The organism is Proteus sp. NMG38-2 (assembly GCF_020640995.1).
GTDB lineage: Bacteria > Pseudomonadota > Gammaproteobacteria > Enterobacterales > Enterobacteriaceae > Proteus.
On the sequence record NZ_CP085481.1, the window covers coordinates 1251752 to 1273406 of the forward strand.

At 38.8% G+C, this 21655-nt stretch carries 22 protein-coding genes; 9 read left to right on the forward strand and 13 right to left on the reverse strand.

Annotated elements, in window-relative coordinates:
• Positions 1-21 precede the first annotated feature (21 nt).
• From moaC to LG402_RS05915, 4 genes are all read left to right on the forward strand, one after another.
• A complete protein-coding gene (gene moaC / locus LG402_RS05900) occupies positions 22-501 on the forward strand; it encodes a cyclic pyranopterin monophosphate synthase MoaC (protein ID WP_072062889.1) in 480 nt (159 codons plus the stop codon).
• On the forward strand, positions 498-743 hold the full coding sequence (gene moaD, locus LG402_RS05905; RefSeq protein ID WP_109409683.1) for a molybdopterin synthase sulfur carrier subunit: 246 nt from the start codon (positions 498-500) through the stop codon (positions 741-743). Before moaC ends, moaD begins: the two co-directional genes overlap by 4 nt.
• 1 nt (position 744) lies before the next feature.
• A complete protein-coding gene (gene moaE, locus LG402_RS05910) occupies positions 745-1206 on the forward strand; it encodes a molybdopterin synthase catalytic subunit MoaE (RefSeq protein WP_109409684.1) in 462 nt (153 codons plus the stop codon).
• A 194-nt stretch (positions 1207-1400) separates the two neighbouring features.
• Positions 1401-2111 carry a Bax inhibitor-1 family protein gene (locus tag LG402_RS05915; protein WP_072070555.1) on the forward strand — a complete coding sequence of 237 codons (711 nt, stop codon included), beginning with the start codon at positions 1401-1403 and terminating at the stop codon, positions 2109-2111.
• A gap of 138 nt (positions 2112-2249) precedes the next feature.
• Here LG402_RS05915 and LG402_RS05920 read toward each other — a convergent pair whose 3' ends face one another.
• The 6 genes from LG402_RS05920 to cecR are packed head-to-tail and all read right to left on the reverse strand — an operon-like array spanning position 2250 to position 8466.
• Entirely contained in the window at positions 2250-2690 is a 441-nt protein-coding gene (locus LG402_RS05920; RefSeq protein WP_166541065.1) for a VOC family protein, read from the reverse strand.
• A gap of 30 nt (positions 2691-2720) precedes the next feature.
• Positions 2721-3830, reverse strand: a complete 1110-nt coding sequence (locus LG402_RS05925) for an ABC transporter permease (protein WP_166541066.1) — start codon at positions 3828-3830, stop codon at positions 2721-2723.
• Between the two features lie 13 nt (positions 3831-3843).
• A complete protein-coding gene (locus LG402_RS05930) occupies positions 3844-4995 on the reverse strand; it encodes an ABC transporter permease (RefSeq protein WP_166541067.1) in 1152 nt (383 codons plus the stop codon).
• On the reverse strand, positions 4988-6757 hold the full coding sequence (locus LG402_RS05935) for an ATP-binding cassette domain-containing protein (protein WP_227336595.1): 1770 nt from the start codon (positions 6755-6757) through the stop codon (positions 4988-4990). The genes LG402_RS05930 and LG402_RS05935 overlap by 8 nt, the downstream gene beginning before the upstream one ends.
• 12 nt (positions 6758-6769) lie before the next feature.
• A complete protein-coding gene (gene hlyD / locus LG402_RS05940) occupies positions 6770-7756 on the reverse strand; it encodes a secretion protein HlyD (protein WP_109409692.1) in 987 nt (328 codons plus the stop codon).
• 11 nt (positions 7757-7767) lie between these two features.
• On the reverse strand, positions 7768-8466 hold the full coding sequence (gene cecR / locus LG402_RS05945; RefSeq protein WP_227336596.1) for a transcriptional regulator CecR: 699 nt from the start codon (positions 8464-8466) through the stop codon (positions 7768-7770).
• Positions 8467-8852: 386 nt separating this feature from the next.
• Here cecR and rhlE point away from each other — a divergent pair, with 386 nt between their 5' ends.
• The 3 genes from rhlE to LG402_RS05960 all read left to right on the forward strand — a co-directional run bounded on the left by rhlE (position 8853) and on the right by LG402_RS05960 (position 11662).
• A complete protein-coding gene (gene rhlE / locus LG402_RS05950) occupies positions 8853-10268 on the forward strand; it encodes an ATP-dependent RNA helicase RhlE (RefSeq protein WP_227336597.1) in 1416 nt (471 codons plus the stop codon).
• Between the two features lie 9 nt (positions 10269-10277).
• Positions 10278-11210 carry a tRNA dihydrouridine(16) synthase DusC gene (gene dusC / locus LG402_RS05955; protein ID WP_227336598.1) on the forward strand — a complete coding sequence of 311 codons (933 nt, stop codon included), beginning with the start codon at positions 10278-10280 and terminating at the stop codon, positions 11208-11210.
• A gap of 203 nt (positions 11211-11413) precedes the next feature.
• Positions 11414-11662, forward strand: coding sequence for a GlsB/YeaQ/YmgE family stress response membrane protein (locus tag LG402_RS05960; RefSeq protein ID WP_036938310.1), 249 nt, complete (start codon positions 11414-11416; stop codon positions 11660-11662).
• 76 nt (positions 11663-11738) lie between these two features.
• Here LG402_RS05960 and sseA read toward each other — a convergent pair whose 3' ends face one another.
• From sseA to metC, 4 genes are all read right to left on the reverse strand, one after another.
• On the reverse strand, positions 11739-12581 hold the full coding sequence (gene sseA, locus LG402_RS05965; protein WP_227336599.1) for a 3-mercaptopyruvate sulfurtransferase: 843 nt from the start codon (positions 12579-12581) through the stop codon (positions 11739-11741).
• Positions 12582-12594: 13 nt separating this feature from the next.
• Entirely contained in the window at positions 12595-12780 is a 186-nt protein-coding gene (locus LG402_RS05970; protein WP_109409697.1) for a hypothetical protein, read from the reverse strand.
• A 265-nt stretch (positions 12781-13045) separates the two neighbouring features.
• Positions 13046-14413 (reverse strand): C4-dicarboxylate transporter DcuC, encoded by a 1368-nt coding sequence (gene dcuC, locus LG402_RS05975; protein WP_072070545.1) that lies wholly within the window; start codon positions 14411-14413, stop codon positions 13046-13048.
• 34 nt (positions 14414-14447) lie between these two features.
• On the reverse strand, positions 14448-15623 hold the full coding sequence (gene metC, locus LG402_RS05980; protein WP_166541074.1) for a cystathionine beta-lyase: 1176 nt from the start codon (positions 15621-15623) through the stop codon (positions 14448-14450).
• A gap of 403 nt (positions 15624-16026) precedes the next feature.
• On the opposite strand from metC, the gene purB reads away from it, so the two are divergent.
• Together purB and LG402_RS05990 are read left to right on the forward strand one after the other, a co-directional pair.
• The gene (gene purB, locus LG402_RS05985; protein WP_166541075.1) at positions 16027-17394 is read left to right on the forward strand and encodes an adenylosuccinate lyase; all 1368 of its coding nucleotides are present in this window, start codon (positions 16027-16029) and stop codon (positions 17392-17394) included.
• Positions 17395-17474: 80 nt separating this feature from the next.
• Complete coding sequence (locus tag LG402_RS05990) at positions 17475-18863, forward strand: MmgE/PrpD family protein (RefSeq protein ID WP_227336600.1); 1389 nt, start codon at positions 17475-17477, stop codon at positions 18861-18863.
• A 61-nt stretch (positions 18864-18924) separates the two neighbouring features.
• On the opposite strand, the gene fabZ is transcribed toward LG402_RS05990, so the two are convergent.
• From fabZ to LG402_RS06005, 3 genes are all read right to left on the reverse strand, one after another.
• A complete protein-coding gene (gene fabZ / locus LG402_RS05995; protein ID WP_166541077.1) occupies positions 18925-19350 on the reverse strand; it encodes a 3-hydroxyacyl-ACP dehydratase FabZ in 426 nt (141 codons plus the stop codon).
• 188 nt (positions 19351-19538) lie between these two features.
• Positions 19539-20420 carry a dihydrodipicolinate synthase family protein gene (locus tag LG402_RS06000; RefSeq protein ID WP_166541078.1) on the reverse strand — a complete coding sequence of 294 codons (882 nt, stop codon included), beginning with the start codon at positions 20418-20420 and terminating at the stop codon, positions 19539-19541.
• Positions 20421-20494: 74 nt separating this feature from the next.
• Positions 20495-21403: a LysR family transcriptional regulator gene (locus LG402_RS06005; protein ID WP_166541079.1), complete on the reverse strand. Its 909-nt coding sequence runs from the start codon at positions 21401-21403 to the stop codon at positions 20495-20497.
• Between the last annotated feature and the right edge of the window lie 252 nt (positions 21404-21655).

Here is a 21655-nt window from a genome sequence, read left to right on the forward strand (position 1 = left end):
CGTTAATTTCAGGAGTTGTGCATGTCTCAACTAACTCATATTAATGCTGCCGGTGAAGCTCACATGGTAGATGTTAGCGCTAAAGCTGAAACAGTGCGAGAAGCGCGTGCTGAAGCCTTTGTTGAAATGTCAGCAGAAACATTAAGTATGATCACCGAAGGTAAACACCATAAAGGTGATGTATTTGCGACAGCAAGAATTGCAGGTATTCAAGCAGCAAAAAGAACATGGGAATTAATCCCGTTATGTCATCCGCTGTTATTAACTAAAGTTGAAGTGCGTTTAGAAGCACTCACTGAATCTAATCGTGTACGCATTGAATCTGTTTGTCGTTTAACCGGTAAAACAGGGGTTGAGATGGAAGCATTAACTGCGGCATCGGTAGCTGCGTTAACGATTTATGATATGTGTAAAGCGGTTCAAAAAGATATGGTGATAGGGCCTGTACGTTTATTAGAAAAAACAGGTGGCAAATCTGGTCACTTTAAGGTGGAAGCATGATTAAAGTTCTCTTTTTTGCTCAAGTCCGTGAGTTAGTCGGTGTTGATTCTCTTGAATTAGATTGTGAATACCACACAGTAGACGATTTGCGTAAGGCATTAATTACCAAAGGTGAACGTTGGTTACTGGCGTTAGAAGATGGCAAGTTACTCTCGGCAGTAAACCAATCCTTTGTTCAAGGTTCTCACATTATTAATGATGGTGATGAAATCGCCTTTTTCCCACCTGTTACAGGAGGATAAAATGAGCGCATCAACTCGTATTTCAGTACAAACCGAAAATTTTAGTGTTGGTGATGAATACCAATGGCTTTCTGAGTGTGACAGTGATGGCGCAGTTGTGACCTTTACAGGGAAAGTGCGTAATCACAATTTAGGGGATGAAGTAAGTACGCTCACACTTGAACATTATCCAGGTATGACTGAAAAGGCGCTTAATGACATTGTTAATGAAGCACGAGGTCGTTGGCCTTTACAACGAGTCAGTGTTATTCACCGAGTGGGCACATTGAATATTGGTGAAGAAATAGTGTTTGTGGGTGTCACTAGTTCCCATCGTAATAGCGCGTTTGAATCTGCTGAATTTATTATGGATTTCTTAAAAACACGCGCGCCATTTTGGAAAAAAGAAGGGCTCTCTGAAAATAAAAATAGATGGGTCGATGCGCGCCAAAGTGATTATGATTCAGCGGAGCGTTGGGAATAAATCATTACGCTCAATTAATCGCTACATTACTTTACCTAAATTTATTTTGTGATGACATTTCATACGGTTTATTTCATGGAAATGTAAAATCAGTGTGATAAAATTAAATTCTAATGAGTCCATAATGGGCTCTTTACTGAAATAAACGTTATCGTTAAACCTAACGTTATCACTATGATTAAAGGGTAATCATCATGGATCGATTTTCACGTTCAAATGATTCAATCGTACAGCGCACAGGTTCTGGCCTACAAACCTTTATGGCTCAGGTTTATGGTTGGATGACTGTAGGTCTGCTATTAACTGCGTTTGTTGCATTCTACGTTGCATCAAGCGAAGCATTATTATCAATGATTTTCTCAAGCAAGATCGTCTTCTTTGGTCTGATCATTGCTCAATTAGGGTTAGTTTTCGTGTTATCAGGTATGGTCCATAAAATGAGTGGTGCAATGGCAACCTCATTATTTATGCTCTATTCCGTGCTAACGGGTGTGACTATCTCAAGTGTATTACTGCTTTATACTGCATCTTCAATTGCGAGCACATTCTTTATTTGTGCGGCAATGTTTGGTGCATTAAGCATTTACGGTTACACCACTAAGCGTAGCTTAACGGGTATGGGTAGCTTCCTGTTTATGGGGCTTATCGGTATCATTATTGCATCTATCGTTAATATCTTTATGCAAAGCTCAATGATGAGCATGGTTATCTCTTACGCAGGTGTGTTAATTTTCGCAGGTTTAACGGCTTACGACACACAAAAATTAAAAGACATGGGTAATGAGATTAACCAAGAAGATAAAGAAAATATGCGCCGCTACTCAATTATGGGTGCATTAACGCTTTATTTAGATTTCATCAATCTGTTCTTAATGTTACTGCGTATTTTAGGCGATCGTCGTTAATTTTAACGGTATCTGTGGATAAACGTAGTTTAAAAACAGCATAAAAAATAAATCCCATAACTTTATAAGTTGTGGGATTTTTTTTGTGTTTTTGTTAAGAGAATTTTTCTGTTGCACACAATTTAAATAGAATAAAGTTTAATTATCTCGCAACCAAGGTGTAATAGTTAAACCGATTAAAGCGCCTTCAGGACTCAATAAGCGAGTAACTGTTTGTCCCCAAGGTTCAACACGATTATCAACTAACAATTGATAGCCTTTTTGTTTTAAAGTTTGAGTTGCACTATCAATATCCTCCACCTCAAATTCAACCCAGTATTGTGGCACTGGCAGAGAGTCAGCCCATTTATTTTGGCCAAAGCAAGACATAGCTGCCTGCTCTAAAGGCCACAGTGCAAAATGTTGAACGCCTTTTAATTCACTTTCTGATATCGATAAATAGTCACTGTTACCTTCCATTGGTTTTAACGGCAGATTAAGCACATCTTTATAAAATGTTTGGCTTTGTGCATTATCGCAAGTAATTGGGCCAAAACCCGCAACAAAGAGAATGTTAATACCAGAAATAAAAGGAGTCATAAAAGTTCCTCTAAAGTAATTACCATTGTTTTAAACAATCTTCCTTTGAAAAAGATAATACGCAAAGGAGCCTGTGCCTGCTGTAATCACTAATAAAGGCCATAAACTGTGCCATATTACTGTGATATCTGCATTTTTAAGGTAAATCTGTTTTGTAATATCGGTGAAATGACGAATTGGGTTTATCCATGTGGCATGTTGTAGCCAAACTGGCATGTTTTCTACGGGAGAAATATAACCTGATAATAAAACGGCTGGCATCATAAACACAAAAACGCCAATAAAAGCCTGTTGTTGTGTCGAACTTAATGCTGATATTAATAATCCAAAACCCACCAGCGATAAACCATAAATTAGCATGGTAAAGTAAAACAATAATAATGAACCTGAAAAGGGTATTTGATAACAAAATATGCCTATAATCAATACAATAGAGCCTTGAATGGCGGCAACAACCATTGCCGGAACCGCTTTACCCACAAAAATTTGCCATGTTGACAGAGGGGAAACTAGTAGTTGATCCAAGGTACCTTGCTCTCGCTCTCTAGCAACAGAAAGTGAAGTGACTATCATCACGCCAATGGTGATAATCAATGCTACTAATGAGGGCACAATAAACCATTTATAATTTAAATTTGGGTTATACCAATTACGAACAACAAGTTCTGTTTTATTCAGTAAAGACGGTGTATGCCCTGCTAATTCAGTTTGATAATTTTGTACGATTTGTTGTACATAACTAGCTGCAATTTGCGCACTGTTAGAATTTCGTCCATCTAAGATTAATTGCAATTTAACAGGGATTTGGCTTTCTAAATTAGCACTAAAGTTTTGTGGAAACCGAACCAATAAAAGAGCTTTACGATTATCAATGGTCTCTTTTATTTCATGTTCATTTTTCAGTAATAATGTTTGAGAAAATGCACTCGCTTTGGCAATACGTTGGGTTAACTCAATAGATTGTTTACCATTATCCTCATCAAAAATTGCGATAGAGGCATTGGTAACATCTAATGTTGCGGCAAAAGGAAATAAGATCATTTGAAAGATAACAGGCATTATCAAAATAATACGAGTCTGAGGCTCTTGTAATAATGACTGTAGCTCTTTCATTATTAGGGTGAGAAGACGATAAAACATAAATACTCTCCCTTTAATCTAATCGACGTCGTGTTGTTAATGCAGTTAAGCCAATAAAAAATAGGGCAGAAACGATCAGCAACCACATATCTAATATTAATATCAATGGAATATCGCCTGCTAAAAATAGCGTTTGCAAGCTACTGACAAAATAACGTGCAGGAATGAAATAAGTCACCACCTGAATAAAAAATGGCATGCTATCAATTTCAAACACAAAACCCGACAACATAATCGCAGGTAAAAAAGCAGCATTTAGGGCGATCATGGCGGCATTAAATTGATTGCGAGTCAGTGTTGAAATGAGTAATCCCATACCTAAGGCAGTGGCTAAAAAGAGCGAGGTGATCCCCCCTAAAATCCAAAGTGATCCTCGATAAGGTACCCCTAACACAAAGACGGTTACCACCATGCACAGTACCATGACAAAACTGCCTAAAACTTGGTAAGGAATAAGTTTTGAAAGTAAGAGCTCGGTACGTGTGATTTGGGTTGAAAGTAAGGCTTCCATTGTGCCACGTTCCCATTCACGAGCTATTACTAACGAAGTGAGAATTGCGCCGACAACGGTAATAATAATAGTAACGGCACCCGGAATAATATAGTGCTGACTAATTGCCGCAGGGTTAAACCAATAGCGCGGTTCTACTTCAATTAGTGGTGTAGTATCAATCCCCTTGCTGATAGCTTGTTGTTGTAGCCAGATTTGCCAAACCCCTTTGGTATAGGCTTGTACAAAGTTTGCAGTGTTAGGCTCACTACCATCGGTGATCACCTGAATGGGTGCTTGGGTATCTTGTCGGGTCAGTAATTCAGCAAAGTTCACAGGAATAACCACAATGCCCCGAATTTGTCCTGCTTGCATCTTATCGATCAATAATTGTCGATTATCGCTAATAGTTGCGTTGATATACTGTGAATTGGTAAAAGTGTAAACGAGCTCTTGTGCAGGTTGGCTTTGTTGATTAGTCAAAATGCCAATATTTAACTTACTCGAATCCAAGTTAATACCGTAGCCAAAAATAAACAACAAAGTGAGGGGGATCACAAAAGCGATGAGGGCGCTACTGGGATCACGGGTGATCTGTTTTGTTTCTTTTAAACATAACGCGAACAAACGTCGCCAAGAAAAACGGGCATGAGAGGATTGAGCTGAATTACGCATGTTTTTCGCTCCCTTTATCATTTTCACGTTCAAGTTTTTTATCGTAATCCAACACTAAACCTATAAACGCATCTTCCATTGAAGGTGTTGGATTATCGTCGCTGGCAACCATTTTTTTGAGAGAATCTGGTTCTCCTGCAGCAATAATTTTTCCGCGATAAACTAAACCAATACGATCACAATATTCTGCTTCGTCCATAAAGTGAGTGGTCACCATTACGGTTACTCCTTTATCAACCATGCCATTAATATGTAGCCAAAATTCTCGACGTGTTAAGGGATCTACACCTGATGTGGGTTCATCTAAAAAGAGAATATCGGGTTCATGCATCAATGAGCATGCAAGAGCAAGGCGCTGCTTATAACCTAAAGGTAAGGTTTCAGTGATTTGATTTACCATCGGTTGTAAACCAAAGGCAGTTATCATATCGTTGATTTTATCTCGCTGTTGTTTGCCGTGTAAGCCATAAACACCAGAGAAGAATTTCAAGTTTTGTCCCACTTTAAGGTTGCCATAAAGTGAGAATTTTTGTGCCATATAACCTAAATGTTGGCGAGCTTTACCCGAGCTCTCTTTTAAGTCCATACCTAATACCAGCGCTTTACCGCTGGTGGGAACTAATAAACCACACATCATTTTAAAGGTTGTCGATTTTCCTGCACCATTAGGCCCCAATAACCCAAAAATTTCACCTCGTTTAACTTGAAAATCAACGTGATCGGTTGCCGCAAATTGACCAAACATTTTGGTTAGTTGCTGTGCTTCAATAACGGTTTCATTGGGGGCGGGAGGAATTTGAGGCATAATTTCAGCTAATTCAGATTTATGAGAAGGACCACCTCCTAATAAATCAATAAAAGCATCTTCAAAGCGCGGTGTTGCTGGAATAAGTTTAGCATCAGGTTTACCCAAGGCATTGAGTAATTCGGATTGATTACTTTGTTTTTTCAATATCAAACGAACCGATTGTCCTTGAATAACACCATCTGTCACTTGGGGTTGAATAATAGCTTGTTGTAATACTTTTCTTCGCTGATGGCCTTCAACATCAAGTAGAAAAGAACGGCCTGCCATTTTCGCTGTTAAGTCTTGTGGAATACCACTATAAAGTAACTCTCCTTTATTAAGTAAGAGAATATTTTTACATTGTTCTGCTTCATCAAGATAAGAGGTACTCCACAGTATCAACATACCATCACTGGCTAAGGCATGTACCATTTGCCAAAGCTCACGGCGTGCAATGGGATCAACGCCGACGCCTGGCTCATCAAGTAGCAAGACTTTAGGGCTACCTAACAAAGTACAAGCTAGCCCCAGTTTCTGTTTCATACCTCCTGAAAGATTACCTGCAAGGCGAGAGGTAAAGCGTGTGAGATCGGTAAAAGAGAGCAATTGTTGATAAACTTTTTTGCGCTCTTCACCGATAACATTTTTTAAATCGGCATAAAGATTAAGGTTTTCTAACACCGTTAAATCTTCATAGAGACCAAATTTTTGAGGCATATAGCCAAGAATAGCTCGGACATCCACGCTTTGTTTTTGCGGATCCATTCCTAAAATACGAATATCACCTGCATCTGGTTTTAATAGCCCAGCAAGCATACGAATTAATGTGGTTTTACCCGCACCATCTGGGCCGACTAAACCTGTGACAGAGCCACCCGTTATGGTGGCTGTTAATGCAGAAACCGCCGGGCATTCTAGACCGGTAAAGCGTTTTTCAACGCCTTGTAGTTCGATAGTGTAATCAGTGTGTTCCATTTCGCCTCCCACTTAATGAGTGGGTGCAAATTTTAAAGTCACGGGCATTCCTTGGCGTAATGCATCGTCAGCATCCGTCACAACAACGCGGAGTCGATAAACTAAGTCAGTTCTTAATTCCGGTGTTTCGACACTCTTTGGCGTAAATTCTGCTGTCGGTGAAATAAAACCGATAGTGCCATGATAAGGCTTATCTTTGCGCCCATCAGTGTAGAGATAGACTTCTCTATTAGGGATTGCTTCACTTAAGTGGGTTTCACTAATATACGCTCTAACCCAAACAGGGTTAGTCAAAGACACTGTAAATACGGGATTACCAGCAGATAAAATAGTGCCTGGTTCAACGGCCCTTGTTAATACTGTACCTTGTGAAGGTGAGACTAACTGTGTGTCTTGAAGGTTTAACTCTGCTTGAGCAACGGCGGCTTTTGCCTGCATAACTTGCCCTTTAGCAGCATCAATATCTTCTTTTCGATAACCATTTTGATATTGATTTAATTTATCTTGGGCTGCTTTTAAGGCCGCGGCTGCTTGATTGCGATTATTTCTCGCGCTATCTAAATCATTGGCTGAAATTACCTTTCGGTTAGCCAAATCTTGCTGGCGTTTATAAAAGTTGTCGGCATATTGCCAAGCTGCTTGTTTTAATGACACGTCAGATTGGGCTTGTGCAATTTCTTCACTGCGATAACCGGCTTCCATTAACGCTAATGCAGCAATAGCACTATCACGCTCACCATAAGCTTTATTTAGTGCATTACGATAGGGGGCATCATCAAGCTTTCCTAACAATTGCCCTTGTTTGACTGGGGCACCTTCATCAACGAGTAATGAATCTAATTTCCCTGCAACACGAAAACTCAGGTTAACAGTACGTATATCGACATTACCATAGAGTACTAATTCAGACTCTTTGTTTTCTTCGTAATAATAGATACCTGCAATAACACCGATAATAATCATTAAGATGATAAAGAAACTGATTTTTTTAGTTTTCATAATAACTCTATTTATGCATGATGTGGGTGAGTATAAATCTCTCTTAATCCATTGAGTAATAACGTAATATGTGTTTTTAAAGTATTAGAGATAATTTTATATTCATTCTTACCAATTCTATCCCATCCTGTTTGTCTTAGAATGGTTTCTCTCACTAAACGAAATGATAGCACTTCTCCTAAAATAGCGTGAGTGTGTAGCATTGTCGTCGGAAGTGTGGGATCTAAACCAATATAGATAGCTAATAATTTATTCACACGAGTTAAAAGTGGTGATAATGCTTGCTGGTGGATAAGGGAATACGCTTCGGTAGGAACAAGCTGTTCTCTTGCCATGATACGACTAATATGAATATTGGCTTTATCAAGTACCAGTTGAGCATATTGTAAAAAGCTATCTGTGATCAGCGTTTGTAGCAATGGTAAATGCTCTGTGGGGTTGGGTCGTTCAAGAAATTCGTCAAGAATGGCAACGGTTGGTTCAAAATCAAGACGGATAAGATCAGCAATATGTTGTGCAACGGCGAGATACAACCCTTCTTTAGAACCAAAATAATAAGCGATAGCGGCAATATTTTGTTGAGCAGCTTGTGCAATTTGGCGTGTGGTGGCGGCATCAGGGCCATTTTTACCAAAGATCTCACATGCCGCTTCCAATAATTGTCGTTTTGCTAGTTCACCACGAGTCGTCTTCTGATGGGTTTCTGACATAATAGAAGATACCTTACTTAAGTAAAATGTAACAAAACCAATGATATTAAAAACAGCGATAACAAGGAGTATTATATTAGATGATATTGAACAATAGGGAAATTTTGTAATAAATAATCAAATAAAGGTGTTTTGTAATATGTTTTGTAATAAAAAAAAACGCTATCTATTATTGAAAATTATTTTTGTATTCTGAATATAGCAAAAACTGTTAAAATAGGGGTTATTAGGTTAACCTAGCAAGGTTCATTCTCTTTCATCACTGTCTTACCGACTAAATGGTAGTACCTATAGAGTAATAATACCTATAGATTGACAGCATGAAAGCCCGTCATTTTTAATTTCAATCACCGTGTTATACGTTCTGGTTGTAGGAGACTACTGTTTTGACCGATTTTACATCGCTTGGTTTAAGTGAGGCGCTTCTCCGCGCTATTGATGAACAAGGGTATAAAACCCCAACCCCTATTCAACAACAGGCGATTGAGCCGATTTTGGCGGGTAAAGACGTATTAGCCAGTGCGCAAACAGGGACCGGAAAAACGGCGGCGTTTACATTGCCGATCTTGGAAAAGTTAGCTCAATCTGCAGAAAAAACTAAAGGCCGTCAACCAGTTAAAGCGCTAATTTTAACGCCAACCCGTGAACTCGCTGCGCAGATTGCTGAGAATGTGAAAGCTTATAGCCGTTACTTGCCAATCCGTTCACTTGTGGTTTTTGGTGGTGTGAGTATTAACCCTCAAATGATGAAATTGCGCGGTGGTGTTGATGTATTGATAGCAACGCCAGGACGTTTACTCGACCTTGAACATCAAAATGCGGTTGATCTTTCTCGTGTTGAAGTCTTAGTGCTTGATGAAGCTGATCGTATGTTAGATATGGGCTTTATTCATGATATTCGCCGTGTGATCAATAAATTACCTAAAAAACGTCAAAATTTATTGTTCTCTGCAACATTCTCTAAAGAGATCACAGGACTTGCCAACTCGCTGTTAAATAATCCTGTGAGTATTTCTGTTGCACCAAAAAATTCAGCGGCTGAATCTGTTGATCAATATGTCCATTTAGTGGATAAAAAACGTAAAACAGAGTTGTTGTCACATTTAATTGGCTTAGAAAACTGGTCACAAGTGCTTATTTTTACACGTACAAAGCACGGTGCTAATAAGCTTGCTGAACATTTAAATGCTGATGGTATCAAATCAGCAGCTATTCATGGCAATAAAAGTCAAGGTGCGAGAACTCGTGCTTTAGCTGACTTTAAAGATGGTAAATTAAAAGCGCTGGTGGCAACCGATATTGCGGCTCGTGGCCTTGATATTGACCAACTGCCTTATGTTGTCAATTTTGAATTACCGCAAGTGGCAGAAGATTATGTTCACCGTATTGGTCGAACAGGTCGAGCAGCCGCAACCGGTAAAGCTATTTCATTGGTTTGTGTTGATGAGCATGGATTATTAGCTGATATTGAGCGTCTATTAAAACGTGAAATTCCACGTTTAGCGTTAGATGGTTACGATCCTGACCCTTCAATTAAAGCCGCGCCTTTGCATAAAAAACCAAAGAATAATGCCCCGCGTAGAAGTGGTGGTCGTGCAGATATTCGTGGTAAAGACAATCGCAACAATAGTCGTAAAGACAGCGATAGTGAAGGTAAAGAGTCTGGACGCAATAAAAGTAAAGAAAACTACCGTAATAAAGATGGCTCACGTACTGGTAAATTAGGGCCTCGTCGTTCACGTAAAAGTGATGAAGGTAGTGATAATCAAAACCCTTGGTCAAAAGCTAGAAAAGAGTTTTGAGGTTAAAAAGTGCGAGTTCTATTAGCGCCAATGGAGGGGGTTTTAGACCCCCTTGTGAGAGAGTTACTCACCTCGATTAACGATTACGATCTCTGTATTACAGAGTTTGTGCGTGTTGTTGATTCATTACTGCCAACAAAAGCTTTTTATCGCTTATGTCCTGAATTACATACAGAAAGTCGCACTAAAAGCGGAACATTAATGCGAGTACAATTATTAGGACAACACCCACAATGGTTGGCTGAAAATGCGTTTAGAGCCGTATCGTTAGGCTCTTGGGGTGTTGATTTAAACTGTGGTTGCCCTTCAAAAACGGTTAATGGTAGTGGTGGTGGTGCTTCACTTTTAAAACAGCCAGAAACTATTTATCAAGCGACAAAAGCAATGCGTAATGCAGTACCTTTAGAATTGCCCGTATCAGTAAAAGTCAGACTTGGTTGGGATTCTTCTGCATATAGTTATGAAATTGCTGATGCCGTAGCACAAGGTGGTGCAACAGAAATCACAGTACATGGCAGAACAAAAGAAGATGGCTATAATGCTGAAAAAATCAATTGGCAGGCCATTGGTGATATTCGCCAAAGGCTCTCAATACCTGTGATTGCCAATGGTGAAATTTGGAACCGTGAAGATGCATTGGCCTGTTTAGCCACAACAGGTTGTGATGCGATAATGATTGGCCGTGGTGCAATGAATACACCTAACTTAAGCCGTGTTGTTAAAGGCATAGAGACAAGGATGCCTTGGTCTGAGGTGATTGAATTATTAAAGCGCTATGTTCGCTTAGAAAAGCGTGGTGATACGACAATTTATCATGCATCACGCATTAAACAGTGGTTTAGTTATTTACGCAAAGAGTATCCAGAAGCTGATGAGTTATTTAGACAAATTAGAACATTAAAAACATCGCCAGAAATTGCAGTGGCAATAGAGGCTCTGTAGTTTAAAAATAATCTTATCCAATAAAAAATAGCGCTAATTAATCAGCGCTATTTTTTTATTCATTAAGAAATAATCCATCTATTTATCCTAAATATTGTGTAATTTATTTCTAATAATTGGAAAAAATCACTTTTTCGACTTACACTCAATAAGTGACATTTTTTAGGTATGTTGTTTATATCATGACTATTTTAGGGGGAAATATGGGAATTCTTGCTTGGATTATCTTTGGTTTAATCGCAGGTATTTTGGCGAAATTCTTAATGCCAGGCTCTTATGATATTGGTCTGATATGGACTTGTATTCTTGGTATTGTAGGTGCGGTTGTCGGTGGTGCAATTAGTAGCTTCTTTGGCAAAGGTAAAGTGGATGGCTTTAATTTCGGTAGCTTTGTTGTCGCTGTGATTGGTGCCATTGTAGTGCTCTATCTTGCAAAAATATTTGCAAGTTAATGCCTTCACACCAAATAGATATTGATAATAAACCCGCGTAATGCGGGTTTACTTTTTAAAGCGAGGATTGATCAAATCAGCATTCACAGGGAAGGGCACTTTCAGCACCCCATTGGGCCCAAGAGCCGTCATAAAGTGCGATGGATTGGCAACCTAATACGGTTAATGCTAAAAATAAAATTGCTGCAGTCATACCTGAGCCACAGGTAACAATAATGGGTTGTGATAAATCAACACCGGCCTGTTCAAATATTTGCTTTAATTCAGTTTTATCTTTTAATTGCCCATCTATAACTAATTCATTCCAAGGCACATTTTTACTGCCGGGGATATGTCCACTGCGCAAACCTGGGCGGGGTTCTGGTGCTCTACCATAAAAGCGATCTGCAGAACGTGCATCAACCATCTGTTTTTGCGTTGTCGCTAGATTATCAAGAAGTTGTTGTTTATTGGCATAACGCTGGGCGTGACGTTCAACTACAAATGGAGATTGTGCTGGTGTCTTGATAGCATCACCTTGTTCTATAGCAAATCCAGCATCAACCCATGCTTGCAGACCGCCAGCAAGAATGCGCACATTATGACAACCTAGAGTTGTTAATGTCCACCAACCTCTAGGTGCGGAAAATAAGTTGCCTTGATCGTAAAGAATAACAGTTGTGGTATTAGAGATACCTAATTGCGTTAGCGTTTCTGAAAAGAGCGCATCAGATGGCAACATATGTGGCAATGTTGTCGTTTTATCTGCGATTTCATCGAGATTAAAAAAATAAGCATGTGGAATATGACGTTCAAGGTAAAGTGCTTGATAGTCAATCTGTTGAGTTGGCATAGGTGCGCTGACATCAAGGATCACAACATCAGTATTATGTTGATGTTCAAATAGCCATTTGGGTGTAACAAAGTAATCGTATTCCACGGTGCGACCTCATTTATTTAGCAGAAGGTGAGCTGTCTGGGATAGCTGGAAATTGCTGTGCAGGTGATGTTTCAGGTTGAGTTTGTTCTGTTTCTATGGGGGTTGTGGAGCGTGTATAGATATTTAAGCCCGCAAGGAAAACACCACCGATAGAACCGAAGGCAAGTAGTGCGATTATAACAATAATTATTTTTTTCATAATGTTCATTTGCAGATGAATGTTGCGCAAAAGTATATCTAGATATGAAGTTGAAACAAGTGCTAAGTCAGTTTAATCGACAAATGATAGTGGTTAAAAAAGAGATGAATAGATAAATAAACAGGCTATTTATTTTTTATAAATAGCCTGAGTAAAGTTGGTGTTGGCGTTAATTATTTCAATCAAAGGTTACAGTCAATGATAAGAAAAAACCCCTTAAACTCAGGAGTAAATGAGTTTAAGGGCAAGGGGTAACACAACTTAATTAGGAATATAAAAACCAGAATGTCATTGCTAAGTTCACAATAGCTGCGACAGCCATAGGAATGGCAGTACGTTTAACTATTTGGAATGGTGAGACATTTGCAATACCTGCAATGGCAACAATGGCGGCGGTAATTGGTGAAACAGTACGACCAAAGCTAGTCATTATTTGCATTGGTAAAATTAAGGTAATGACATCTACTTTTAAGAAAGCGGCAATTTTTGGTGTTAAAGCTGCAAATGAAAAGAATGCTGCATTACCAGATCCCATTAAAAAGGCCGCTAATGCAAGAATGGCACTCATTACAATGATCATTGCGGCAATGCCGAAACCTGCATCTTGAGCAGAACTAATTAGCGTATCGACGGCACCACTTTTAAGTAAACCATTAGCAAAGAACTCACCAGACACAATTAATGAGACCACTAAGACAAATTGCTTACCCATCCCTTCAAAGAACAGCATAAAGCTATTCATCACTGCTTTTGCATCACGTAAGCGAACATATTCGAAAAGAAGTGCAATTACGGTACTAATAATCATTGCCGTGGTAACTTCTAATTTAATATAAGGGTGTAGCAAAGGACTGAAACCGATAATCAGAATTAAAGGGATCACTGGTAATAGAGCATAAGACAGTGGAATTTTATTACCTTCTTCTTTTACAACATCAATGGTTGTTGGGTCAAAAACAAATCCTTCACGTTTATCCCACCAGCGTTGAATAAAAAAGTGAGTGATAGCAACCGCAATAATAATAGGAATAGTAACGGGTAACTGGTGCTGAACAAAATAGACGGCAGGTTCAATATCCGCTGTTTTTGCAGCCATAATCACATTACCAGAGCCAGGACCATGGTCGATAAACTGGCAACACCCAATAACGGCTAAAGCGGAAAGTGGACTAATACCAGAACGAATTAATATCGGATACATAGTGACCATTAACAGCATACCTAAACCAGCATGGCTAGGAATAAAAATAACCAAGATTTGGGTGACTAGAAATGAAATCACTAATAATAAGTAAGGTGATTTTATGGCTTTTAATGGTTTTTCAAAAATCGCAAATAAAGCACGGCTTGCGCCTACGTGTTCCATATAACGAGAGAAACCCGCAATAGCCATTAACGTTAAACCAAGGCCAGCAAGACGAGAACTCATAATATCCGTGAAAATTTGAAAGACATCAAAATACTTAAATTGAGTTGTCTTATTTTCAGGTAATAACGGATTAAGGTCGAGAGAAGCAGTTAGGAGCAATAACAACAAGCCCCCGAGTAATAATACTGGTTGAGGTTTATAACCTCGCGCCAGTAAATAAACCACCAACGCAGTTACCAGCGCGGCAATGATTAAACCTGTCATAGAGAATTCCCCGGTAATGATGCAATATTTTTTGTTATTGGTTTAATGCTGAAAAAGCTTGTGTAATATCTGCAATAAGATCATCCGTTGCTTCAAGGCCAACATGTAAACGGACAAAAGGACCATGACCTTCACGCCAATTAGATGCTGTTCTTGCGCCAACGACATTGGCGGGTAATGCAAGGCTTTCAAATCCGCCCCAAGATGCACCAATACCAAATAGTTCAAGTGCATCAATAAATTGCTCTGATTGTTTTGCGGTAAACTCTTGTTTAAATTCAATGGTTAATAGACCATTGCTGCCTTTGCAGTCACGTTTCCATAAATCATGACGAGGGTGATTAGGTAATTCAGGGAACCATACTTTTTCAACTTCAGGACGAGTTTCTAGCCACTGTGCGATAGTCAAAGCTGATTTACCATGAGCAGCAATACGTTGACCTAATGTTCTCATTCCGCGAAGTACGAGTGCTGCATCATCAGGGCTACTGGCTTGGCCTAATGCTTCAGGTAATGCACCAATTTTTTCCCATGCTTTTTCATTCGCAACCATAATGCCCATCATCACATCAGAGTGACCGCACAAATATTTAGTTGCTGCAATAACAGAGACATCAGCGCCTAATTCTAGCGGGTTATAAAGCCACGCAGAGCCCCATGTATTATCAACACCGACAGGAATATTCCTTTCATGAGCAATACGGCAGATCTCAGGTAAATCGAGCATTTCATAAAGAAGTGATCCTGGTGATTCTACAAAAATAAGCTGTGTATTTTGTTGAATTTTTTGCTCAAAATCTGAACCATCTGTTTTAAAGAAGCTATAAGCAATGTTATTGGGTTCAAGGAAAGCCGATGCGATTTTACGCACAGGTTCATAAACAGAATCTGCAAATAAAACATGTCCACCACTGCGCGCATATCCCATGATGGTTACAGCGATAGCTGCCAATCCAGTAGGGAATAACTGTGCACGATGGCCGCCTTCTAATTCAGTTACTAATGCTTCTAATGCAAAAGCGGTTTCGGTGCCACGAGCGCCATAACTCAATACACGTTCTGTTGCACGACGATCACGCACATCACGCCAGCTTTTTATTGAGTCAAAAACAATAGTGCTGGCTCTCATAACTGGTGGATTAATGGGGCCAGAAGTTTTAATTTCTTGACGTCCGCTGTGTATCAATTTTGTTTGTTTATTTTGTTTCATTATTAATATCTCCGAATATAGAAATAGAGTTCCCCGGTAATTAAATAAAATGATTAATTACTGTTCGCGCTTATTTTGTTTCTATTATTTATAACAAACTTATTTATTTTTAAAATAGCTATTTTCTAAAAATGATGATCTTCCTCTAACTTTTTAGCATTAATTATTCTAATTAAATCTTAAATGTTATTTAAGATTCAAAAGTTATAACTAATAAATAAAGAGTTATTTATAACGCATTGAATTAGTGTTATTTTTTAATTGATAAGAAATATTTGAAATTAGATTAAAATTATCAAAGTGTTTTTTTTGAGATTATATTGCATAAATAAAATAACAATCTAACAAGTCGTTTGATTAAAAAAACGATTTTTTTATTATTTTTTTAACAGGGGAAATAATTATGGGAACCAGCGTTTTTGATTCAGTTTTATTAAAGAATTTATGGTCAACAGAAGAGATGAGAACTATTTTTTCTGATAAAACAAGAATGCAAAATTGGCTTGATTATGAAGCGGCATTAGCTATTGAACAAGCTGAATTAGGTTTGATCCCGAAAGAGGCAGCAAAAGTTATTGCAGACACCGCGAAACTTGAAAAGCTCGATATGGATTATGTATTAGAACAAGTGCGTCTTACTCGCCATCCATTAGTGCCAACAATCCGTGGTTTAGAACATGCTTGTCCAGAACATTATGGGGAATATGTTCATTTTGGTCCAACTACACAAGATGTAATTGATACTGGCCTTGTATTACAACTAAAAGATGCTCATCATACTTTTTTACGTGATATCAAAGTATTAGGTCGTGCATTGCTTTCATTAAGTGAACAACATCGCAACACACCAATGGTTGGGCGTACATTAGCATTACAAGCTCTGCCAATTACATTTGGTCATAAAACTGCAATTTGGTTAACAGAATTAGCACGTCATTATCAACGTCTTAAAGAGATCGAGCCTCGCTTATTTGTGGGTAGTGTGGTCGGTGCTGTGGGGACAAAAGCCTCTTTAAGCGATAAAGCTGATGAATTAGAAGCCCGTGTATTACAACGCTTAGGTTTAGGTGTACCTGAAATTTCATGGCAACCTGCGCGTGATAGATTCAGTGAATATGGCATGTTAATCGGCTTAATTAGCGGTACGCTAGGTAAAATTGCCAATGAAATCCTACTATTAGCGCATAACGAAATTGATGAATTATCTGAGCCGTTTAGTAAAGGACAGGTAGGCTCTTCGACTATGCCACATAAACGTAATCCTGCCATTGTGGAAAATGCGGCTTGTGTAAGTAATACCCTAAAAGCCAATCTGTCTGTATTAACGGATATGATGAAACATCAACATGAGCGTGATGGCGCAATTTGGAAAATGGAATGGAAAATCATGCCAGAAATGTGCCTGATGCTGTCTGTTATCTTCGATAATATGAAAACAGTATTAGGTGGATTAAATGTGCATGTAGAAAAAATGCGCGAAAATATGGATATTTTGGGTGGCTTTATGTTGGCAGAGCGTGTGATGTTTGCACTATCTGATAAAGCAGGTAAACAAACTGCACATGAAATTGTGTATGAAGCATCAATGTCAGGGCAAGAAGAAGGTATAACTTTTGTTGAAGCAATTAATCGTGATACCCGTATTCGTGATCACATTACTCAAGAAGAGCTTGATGCACTTTTAGATCCAACAACTTATGTAGGAAATGCACCAGCCCAAGTTGATCGTGTTGTTGCTCAAACTAAAGCCTCTGGCTGGCTAAATGACTAAGTGACTTAATTACATCTAACCTTCTTATTATCTAAAAGCCGGTGAAATGCTGGCTTTTTCTTATCTATTTCGAGGTGTTTATGACATTGAGTCAGCAATTAGCCCAATTTATTACCACAACCACATTTTCTGATTTACCTGCTCAAGTTGTAGAGCGCGCTAAAATTCATTTATTAGATACATTAGGCGTTGCACTTGCGGGTAGTGCGCAACAAAGTGCGATCCAAAGTCGTCAGGGCATTACTTTTTTACCTGATAGCCAAGGCACTATTCCAATTTGGGGCAGTTCACTCACAACAAGTACAACAGTTGCTGCATTGACAAATGGTATTGCATCACATGCATTAGATTTTGATGATACGCATACCGATTCTATTGCACATGGCAGCGCGGTATTAACGCCGATTGCTTTTGCATTAGGTGAGTCTATCGGCGCATCATCACAAGATATTTTAACGGCGTGGGTGATTGGTTGGGAAGTTGCAGCAAGAGTAGGACTGGCTAGCCATAGTGGATTTCATCAGCGTGGTTTTCATGCCACCGCGATTGCTGGTATTTTTGGGGCAACAGCTTGTGCAGCCTCACTATTAAAATTAACACCTGAACAAACTGTGAATGCATTAGGATTAACAGGAAGCCAAGCAGGAGGTGTGGCGGAATACCTTGCTAACAGTTCCTCTTCTAAATGCTTTCATGCGGGATGGGCTGCGCAATCAGGTATTATTGCTGCATCATTGGCAAAAGGTGGAATGACGGGCCCTGAAACGATATTTGAAGGTCGCTATAGCCTTTATCAAACCCATGGTATTCGAGAGCAAGCACAACCCGAACAAGTAGCCTTAGGATTAGGTGAAAAATGGGAATTTTTAAATGTTTCTATTAAGCCTTATCCTGTGTGTCATTTTGCTCATGCCACTATTGATTGTGGCCGTAATTTGCTGAAAAAAGGGATCACGGCTGATGATATTGAAAGCGTGGAGTGCGTGGTTGATCCTGTCGCAGCCGCTTTAATTTGCGAGCCACTTGAAACAAAATGGGCGCCTAAAACAGCTTATGGGGCAAAATTTAGTTTGTCGTGGCTATTTGCAGTCGGATTTTTAGACAATGCGTTAACATTATCATCGTTATCTTTAGAAAATTTACAACGTGAAGATATTCAAAGGTTAGCGAAAAAAGTGAGTTATCGCTATCCCGAAAAAGGCGAGATTCCATTCCCTACGTATTTTCCAGGATTAATTTTCGTGGCATTAAAGAATGGTGAGATGATCACTGAGAGGTTAGATATTCAATATGGTAACCCACAAAATCCAATGACTGACAAAGATGTTATCAGCAAATTTTACGATAATGCCTCACTAGTAATAGAGGATAAACAATCGGCTCAACTCGTTGAAAAAGTATTGAATTTTGAAAAGCACACTCTTTCTGAGATAACACAATTATTGCGTATTGAAGAAGCGGCCCATTAAGTTAAACATAATGTCAATAAGATGATGATATGAAGGATTGGTTTGAGCTACCAATCCTTTTTTATTGCCTTGCACACATAAATTCAGATGTACAAACAATCTTCTCACCAATACGAACAACACCAGAAAAACTAACAATAGTACGGCGCTGACGACGAAATTCGATTTCAATAAGTAGTTGATCGCCTGCTTTTACTGCATCATAAAAACGTGCATTTTTTATACTGGCAAAATAACATTGCTGACCTTCTTCCATGGGAGAAAGATAGTAATGTGCAAGAACTCCAGCAGCTTGAGCCATGCTTTCAAGGAGCAGTAAGGGAGGGTAAAATTCGCCAAAAACAACTGTGTCATTGGTGGTGATATTTTTAATTGCGATTAATTTACCACTAGCAAGTTCAGCTGGTTCAGAAATAACACCATCAATTAATAAGAATGGATAACGATGAGGTAAGATTTCCATTATTTCACTGACGGAAATGGGCATACATTCTCTCCTCGTTATGGTGATAGAGTAAACACGATTTTGCAACAATGGTGGCTATTATTTCATTCTTATTCAATGTCGTACAGTGTTGGTCTGCATTTAAGGATGAGAAACTTTAATTAAACAGATAACAAAGACCAGAATAGAGAAAAATCTAGTCTTTGTTATTTCTAAATAAGAATAGCTTATTAATCAAGGTGAGCAATAATTTGGCGTAGATCGTTCATTGCAGCTTCATTTAGAGGCTCTTGCGGTAAAATAGGTGAGCCCACATCAAAACCTTGAATATTTAAAGAGGCTTTAATACATGATGCTAACGAATATTTAGTAAAGGCTTCGTTGATTTGCCACATCTCTTTTTGTTTTGCTAATGCTGTATCAAAATCACCTTTGGTGGCTAATTCATAAAGTTCGACACACTGTTTTGGTAATACGCAAGCAGGGCCTGCCATCCAACCTACACCACCAAGTTTTAATACTAACAATGGAATATGTGCAGAAGCACTGAAGATTTTAACGCGTTCACCAAATGTATTGATCATGGTGAGTAAGCGACCTGTATTGCTTGATGCATCTTTAATATATTCAATATTCGAGATATAGCTAAGTTCATTGAATAAAGAGATAGGAAGAACATCACCCAAAAGTCCAGGATTGGTATAAATAGTCATGGATTTTTCAGGAAATGCTTCAGCGATAGTTTGGAAATAACCTGCTTGTGCGGTTTCACTTAACGGGTACATTTTTTGTGAAATCAGCACCATGCCATCTACACCTAATTGGGCGTATTGTTCAGCTTGATGACAAGCATCTGCGGTTGAAAATCCAGCAACACCTGCAATAACAGGCACTCGCCCCGCAGTTTGATCAACCGTGATACGCACAATTTCATTACGTTGGGCTTGAGAGAGATAAGCGTATTCACCTGTGCTACCTAACGGGCTTAAACCATGAACGCCACACGAGATCAAATGTTCGATCAAACGACGTAATGAAGATTCAAGAATGGTGCCTTTAGTTTGATTAACAGGGGAAACAAGGTAAGGAAAAATACCATGGAATTGAGTCATAATCGGTGTCCTGGTTTATGGTTTTAATATTTTATTGCTTTGGTTATTAACACTGTTTAAGGGCTTTAAAATCTCTATTCTTGTTGAAGTGTAATATCAGCATGATTAATCACTTCATTTTGTTCATTTTTTAATGAATCAAACAGTATTTGTGCTGCTTTTCCTGGGCTATTGGCATTGAGATACAGGTTATAACTAATTGCTGGTAAAGGAGGTAAGCCTTCTTTTTCGCCTAAAATACGCAAGTCGTCACCTGAAAGCTCAATTGAACGCGCCATAATACCTAATCCCGCACGTACGGCGGCTCTTGCACCTGAAAGCGTTGTAGCAATATAAGCGATTCGCCAACGAATACCTTGTTGATCAAGGTGATTTATCATCATATCGCGGTATGTACTGGGTTCATCTAATACGACTAATGGCAAAGGTTCATCAAGATCAAATCGGAAGTGTTTTCCGCAATACCATAAGGAAGGGGAAACACGCAGTACAATTTTGGGATAACCCACATGTTCTTCGGTAGAAATGGCTAAATCAAGCTCGTTATTTTCTAACATCGACATTAAAAACGGACTACGTTTAACAATGATTTCCATAATAAGACGGGGATACGCCCCTGAAAAACGCGCAAGTAGTTCCGGTAAAATTGTGTTTGCCGTATCATCGGGGGAGCCAATTTTTAAGATCCCATCAATTTCTTCATGCATCAATGAAAGACAAGCTTCGTCATTTAGGCGCAAAATACGGCGAGCATAATTCAGCAGTTGTGTACCCGCTTCTGTCAGTGTTTTATTTCGACCTTGGCGAGCAAACAGATCTTTGCCTATCAACGATTCAAGGCGTTGCATTTGCTGGCTTACTGCAGATTGAGTGCGGCAAACCGATTCAGCGGCTGCGGCAAAGGTATTCCCATCGACAACAGCAACAAAGGTTCGGAGTAAATCAAGTTCTAAGTTAAAAATAGGGCGCTTTGTAGAGGTCATTATGGTGTCTCTTAACTGGTGTTGTTGTATTTAATCAAACAAAAAATACTATTTTTTATAAGGCTATTTTTAGAAGTTACGTAATCAATACTCATACTATGAAGAGTTGGATTAATAATCTATAACAAAGCTCAATAATTTCGAGGCGTTATCCATTCTTTGATGAAAGAAGAGAGCAAATGAAGGTAACTACTGATTTTTATACAGTGTTATGAGACAATAGCGCCCTTCTTAAAATCAGTCACAGAGTAG

Excerpts from the sequence above, each read along its gene's own strand:
- LG402_RS06000 (WP_166541078.1), bottom strand. The coding sequence starts at position 20,420 with ATGACTCAATTCCATGGTATTTTTCCTTACCTTGTTTCCCCTGTTAAT.
- LG402_RS05960 (WP_036938310.1), top strand. The coding sequence starts at position 11,414 with ATGGGAATTCTTGCTTGGATTATCTTTGGTTTAATCGCAGGTATTTTG.
- LG402_RS05930 (WP_166541067.1), bottom strand. The coding sequence starts at position 4,995 with ATGCGTAATTCAGCTCAATCCTCTCATGCCCGTTTTTCTTGGCGACGT.
- LG402_RS05935 (WP_227336595.1), bottom strand. The coding sequence starts at position 6,757 with ATGGAACACACTGATTACACTATCGAACTACAAGGCGTTGAAAAACGC.
- LG402_RS05925 (WP_166541066.1), bottom strand. The coding sequence starts at position 3,830 with ATGTTTTATCGTCTTCTCACCCTAATAATGAAAGAGCTACAGTCATTA.
- moaD (WP_109409683.1), top strand. The coding sequence starts at position 498 with ATGATTAAAGTTCTCTTTTTTGCTCAAGTCCGTGAGTTAGTCGGTGTT.
- LG402_RS05990 (WP_227336600.1), top strand. The coding sequence starts at position 17,475 with ATGACATTGAGTCAGCAATTAGCCCAATTTATTACCACAACCACATTT.
- fabZ (WP_166541077.1), bottom strand. The coding sequence starts at position 19,350 with ATGCCCATTTCCGTCAGTGAAATAATGGAAATCTTACCTCATCGTTAT.
- dcuC (WP_072070545.1), bottom strand. The coding sequence starts at position 14,413 with ATGACAGGTTTAATCATTGCCGCGCTGGTAACTGCGTTGGTGGTTTAT.
- LG402_RS05970 (WP_109409697.1), bottom strand. The coding sequence starts at position 12,780 with ATGAAAAAAATAATTATTGTTATAATCGCACTACTTGCCTTCGGTTCT.
- hlyD (WP_109409692.1), bottom strand. The coding sequence starts at position 7,756 with ATGAAAACTAAAAAAATCAGTTTCTTTATCATCTTAATGATTATTATC.
- moaE (WP_109409684.1), top strand. The coding sequence starts at position 745 with ATGAGCGCATCAACTCGTATTTCAGTACAAACCGAAAATTTTAGTGTT.
- metC (WP_166541074.1), bottom strand. The coding sequence starts at position 15,623 with ATGAAACAAAATAAACAAACAAAATTGATACACAGCGGACGTCAAGAA.
- LG402_RS06005 (WP_166541079.1), bottom strand. The coding sequence starts at position 21,403 with ATGACCTCTACAAAGCGCCCTATTTTTAACTTAGAACTTGATTTACTC.
- purB (WP_166541075.1), top strand. The coding sequence starts at position 16,027 with ATGGGAACCAGCGTTTTTGATTCAGTTTTATTAAAGAATTTATGGTCA.
- cecR (WP_227336596.1), bottom strand. The coding sequence starts at position 8,466 with ATGTCAGAAACCCATCAGAAGACGACTCGTGGTGAACTAGCAAAACGA.
- LG402_RS05920 (WP_166541065.1), bottom strand. The coding sequence starts at position 2,690 with ATGACTCCTTTTATTTCTGGTATTAACATTCTCTTTGTTGCGGGTTTT.
- LG402_RS05915 (WP_072070555.1), top strand. The coding sequence starts at position 1,401 with ATGGATCGATTTTCACGTTCAAATGATTCAATCGTACAGCGCACAGGT.
- moaC (WP_072062889.1), top strand. The coding sequence starts at position 22 with ATGTCTCAACTAACTCATATTAATGCTGCCGGTGAAGCTCACATGGTA.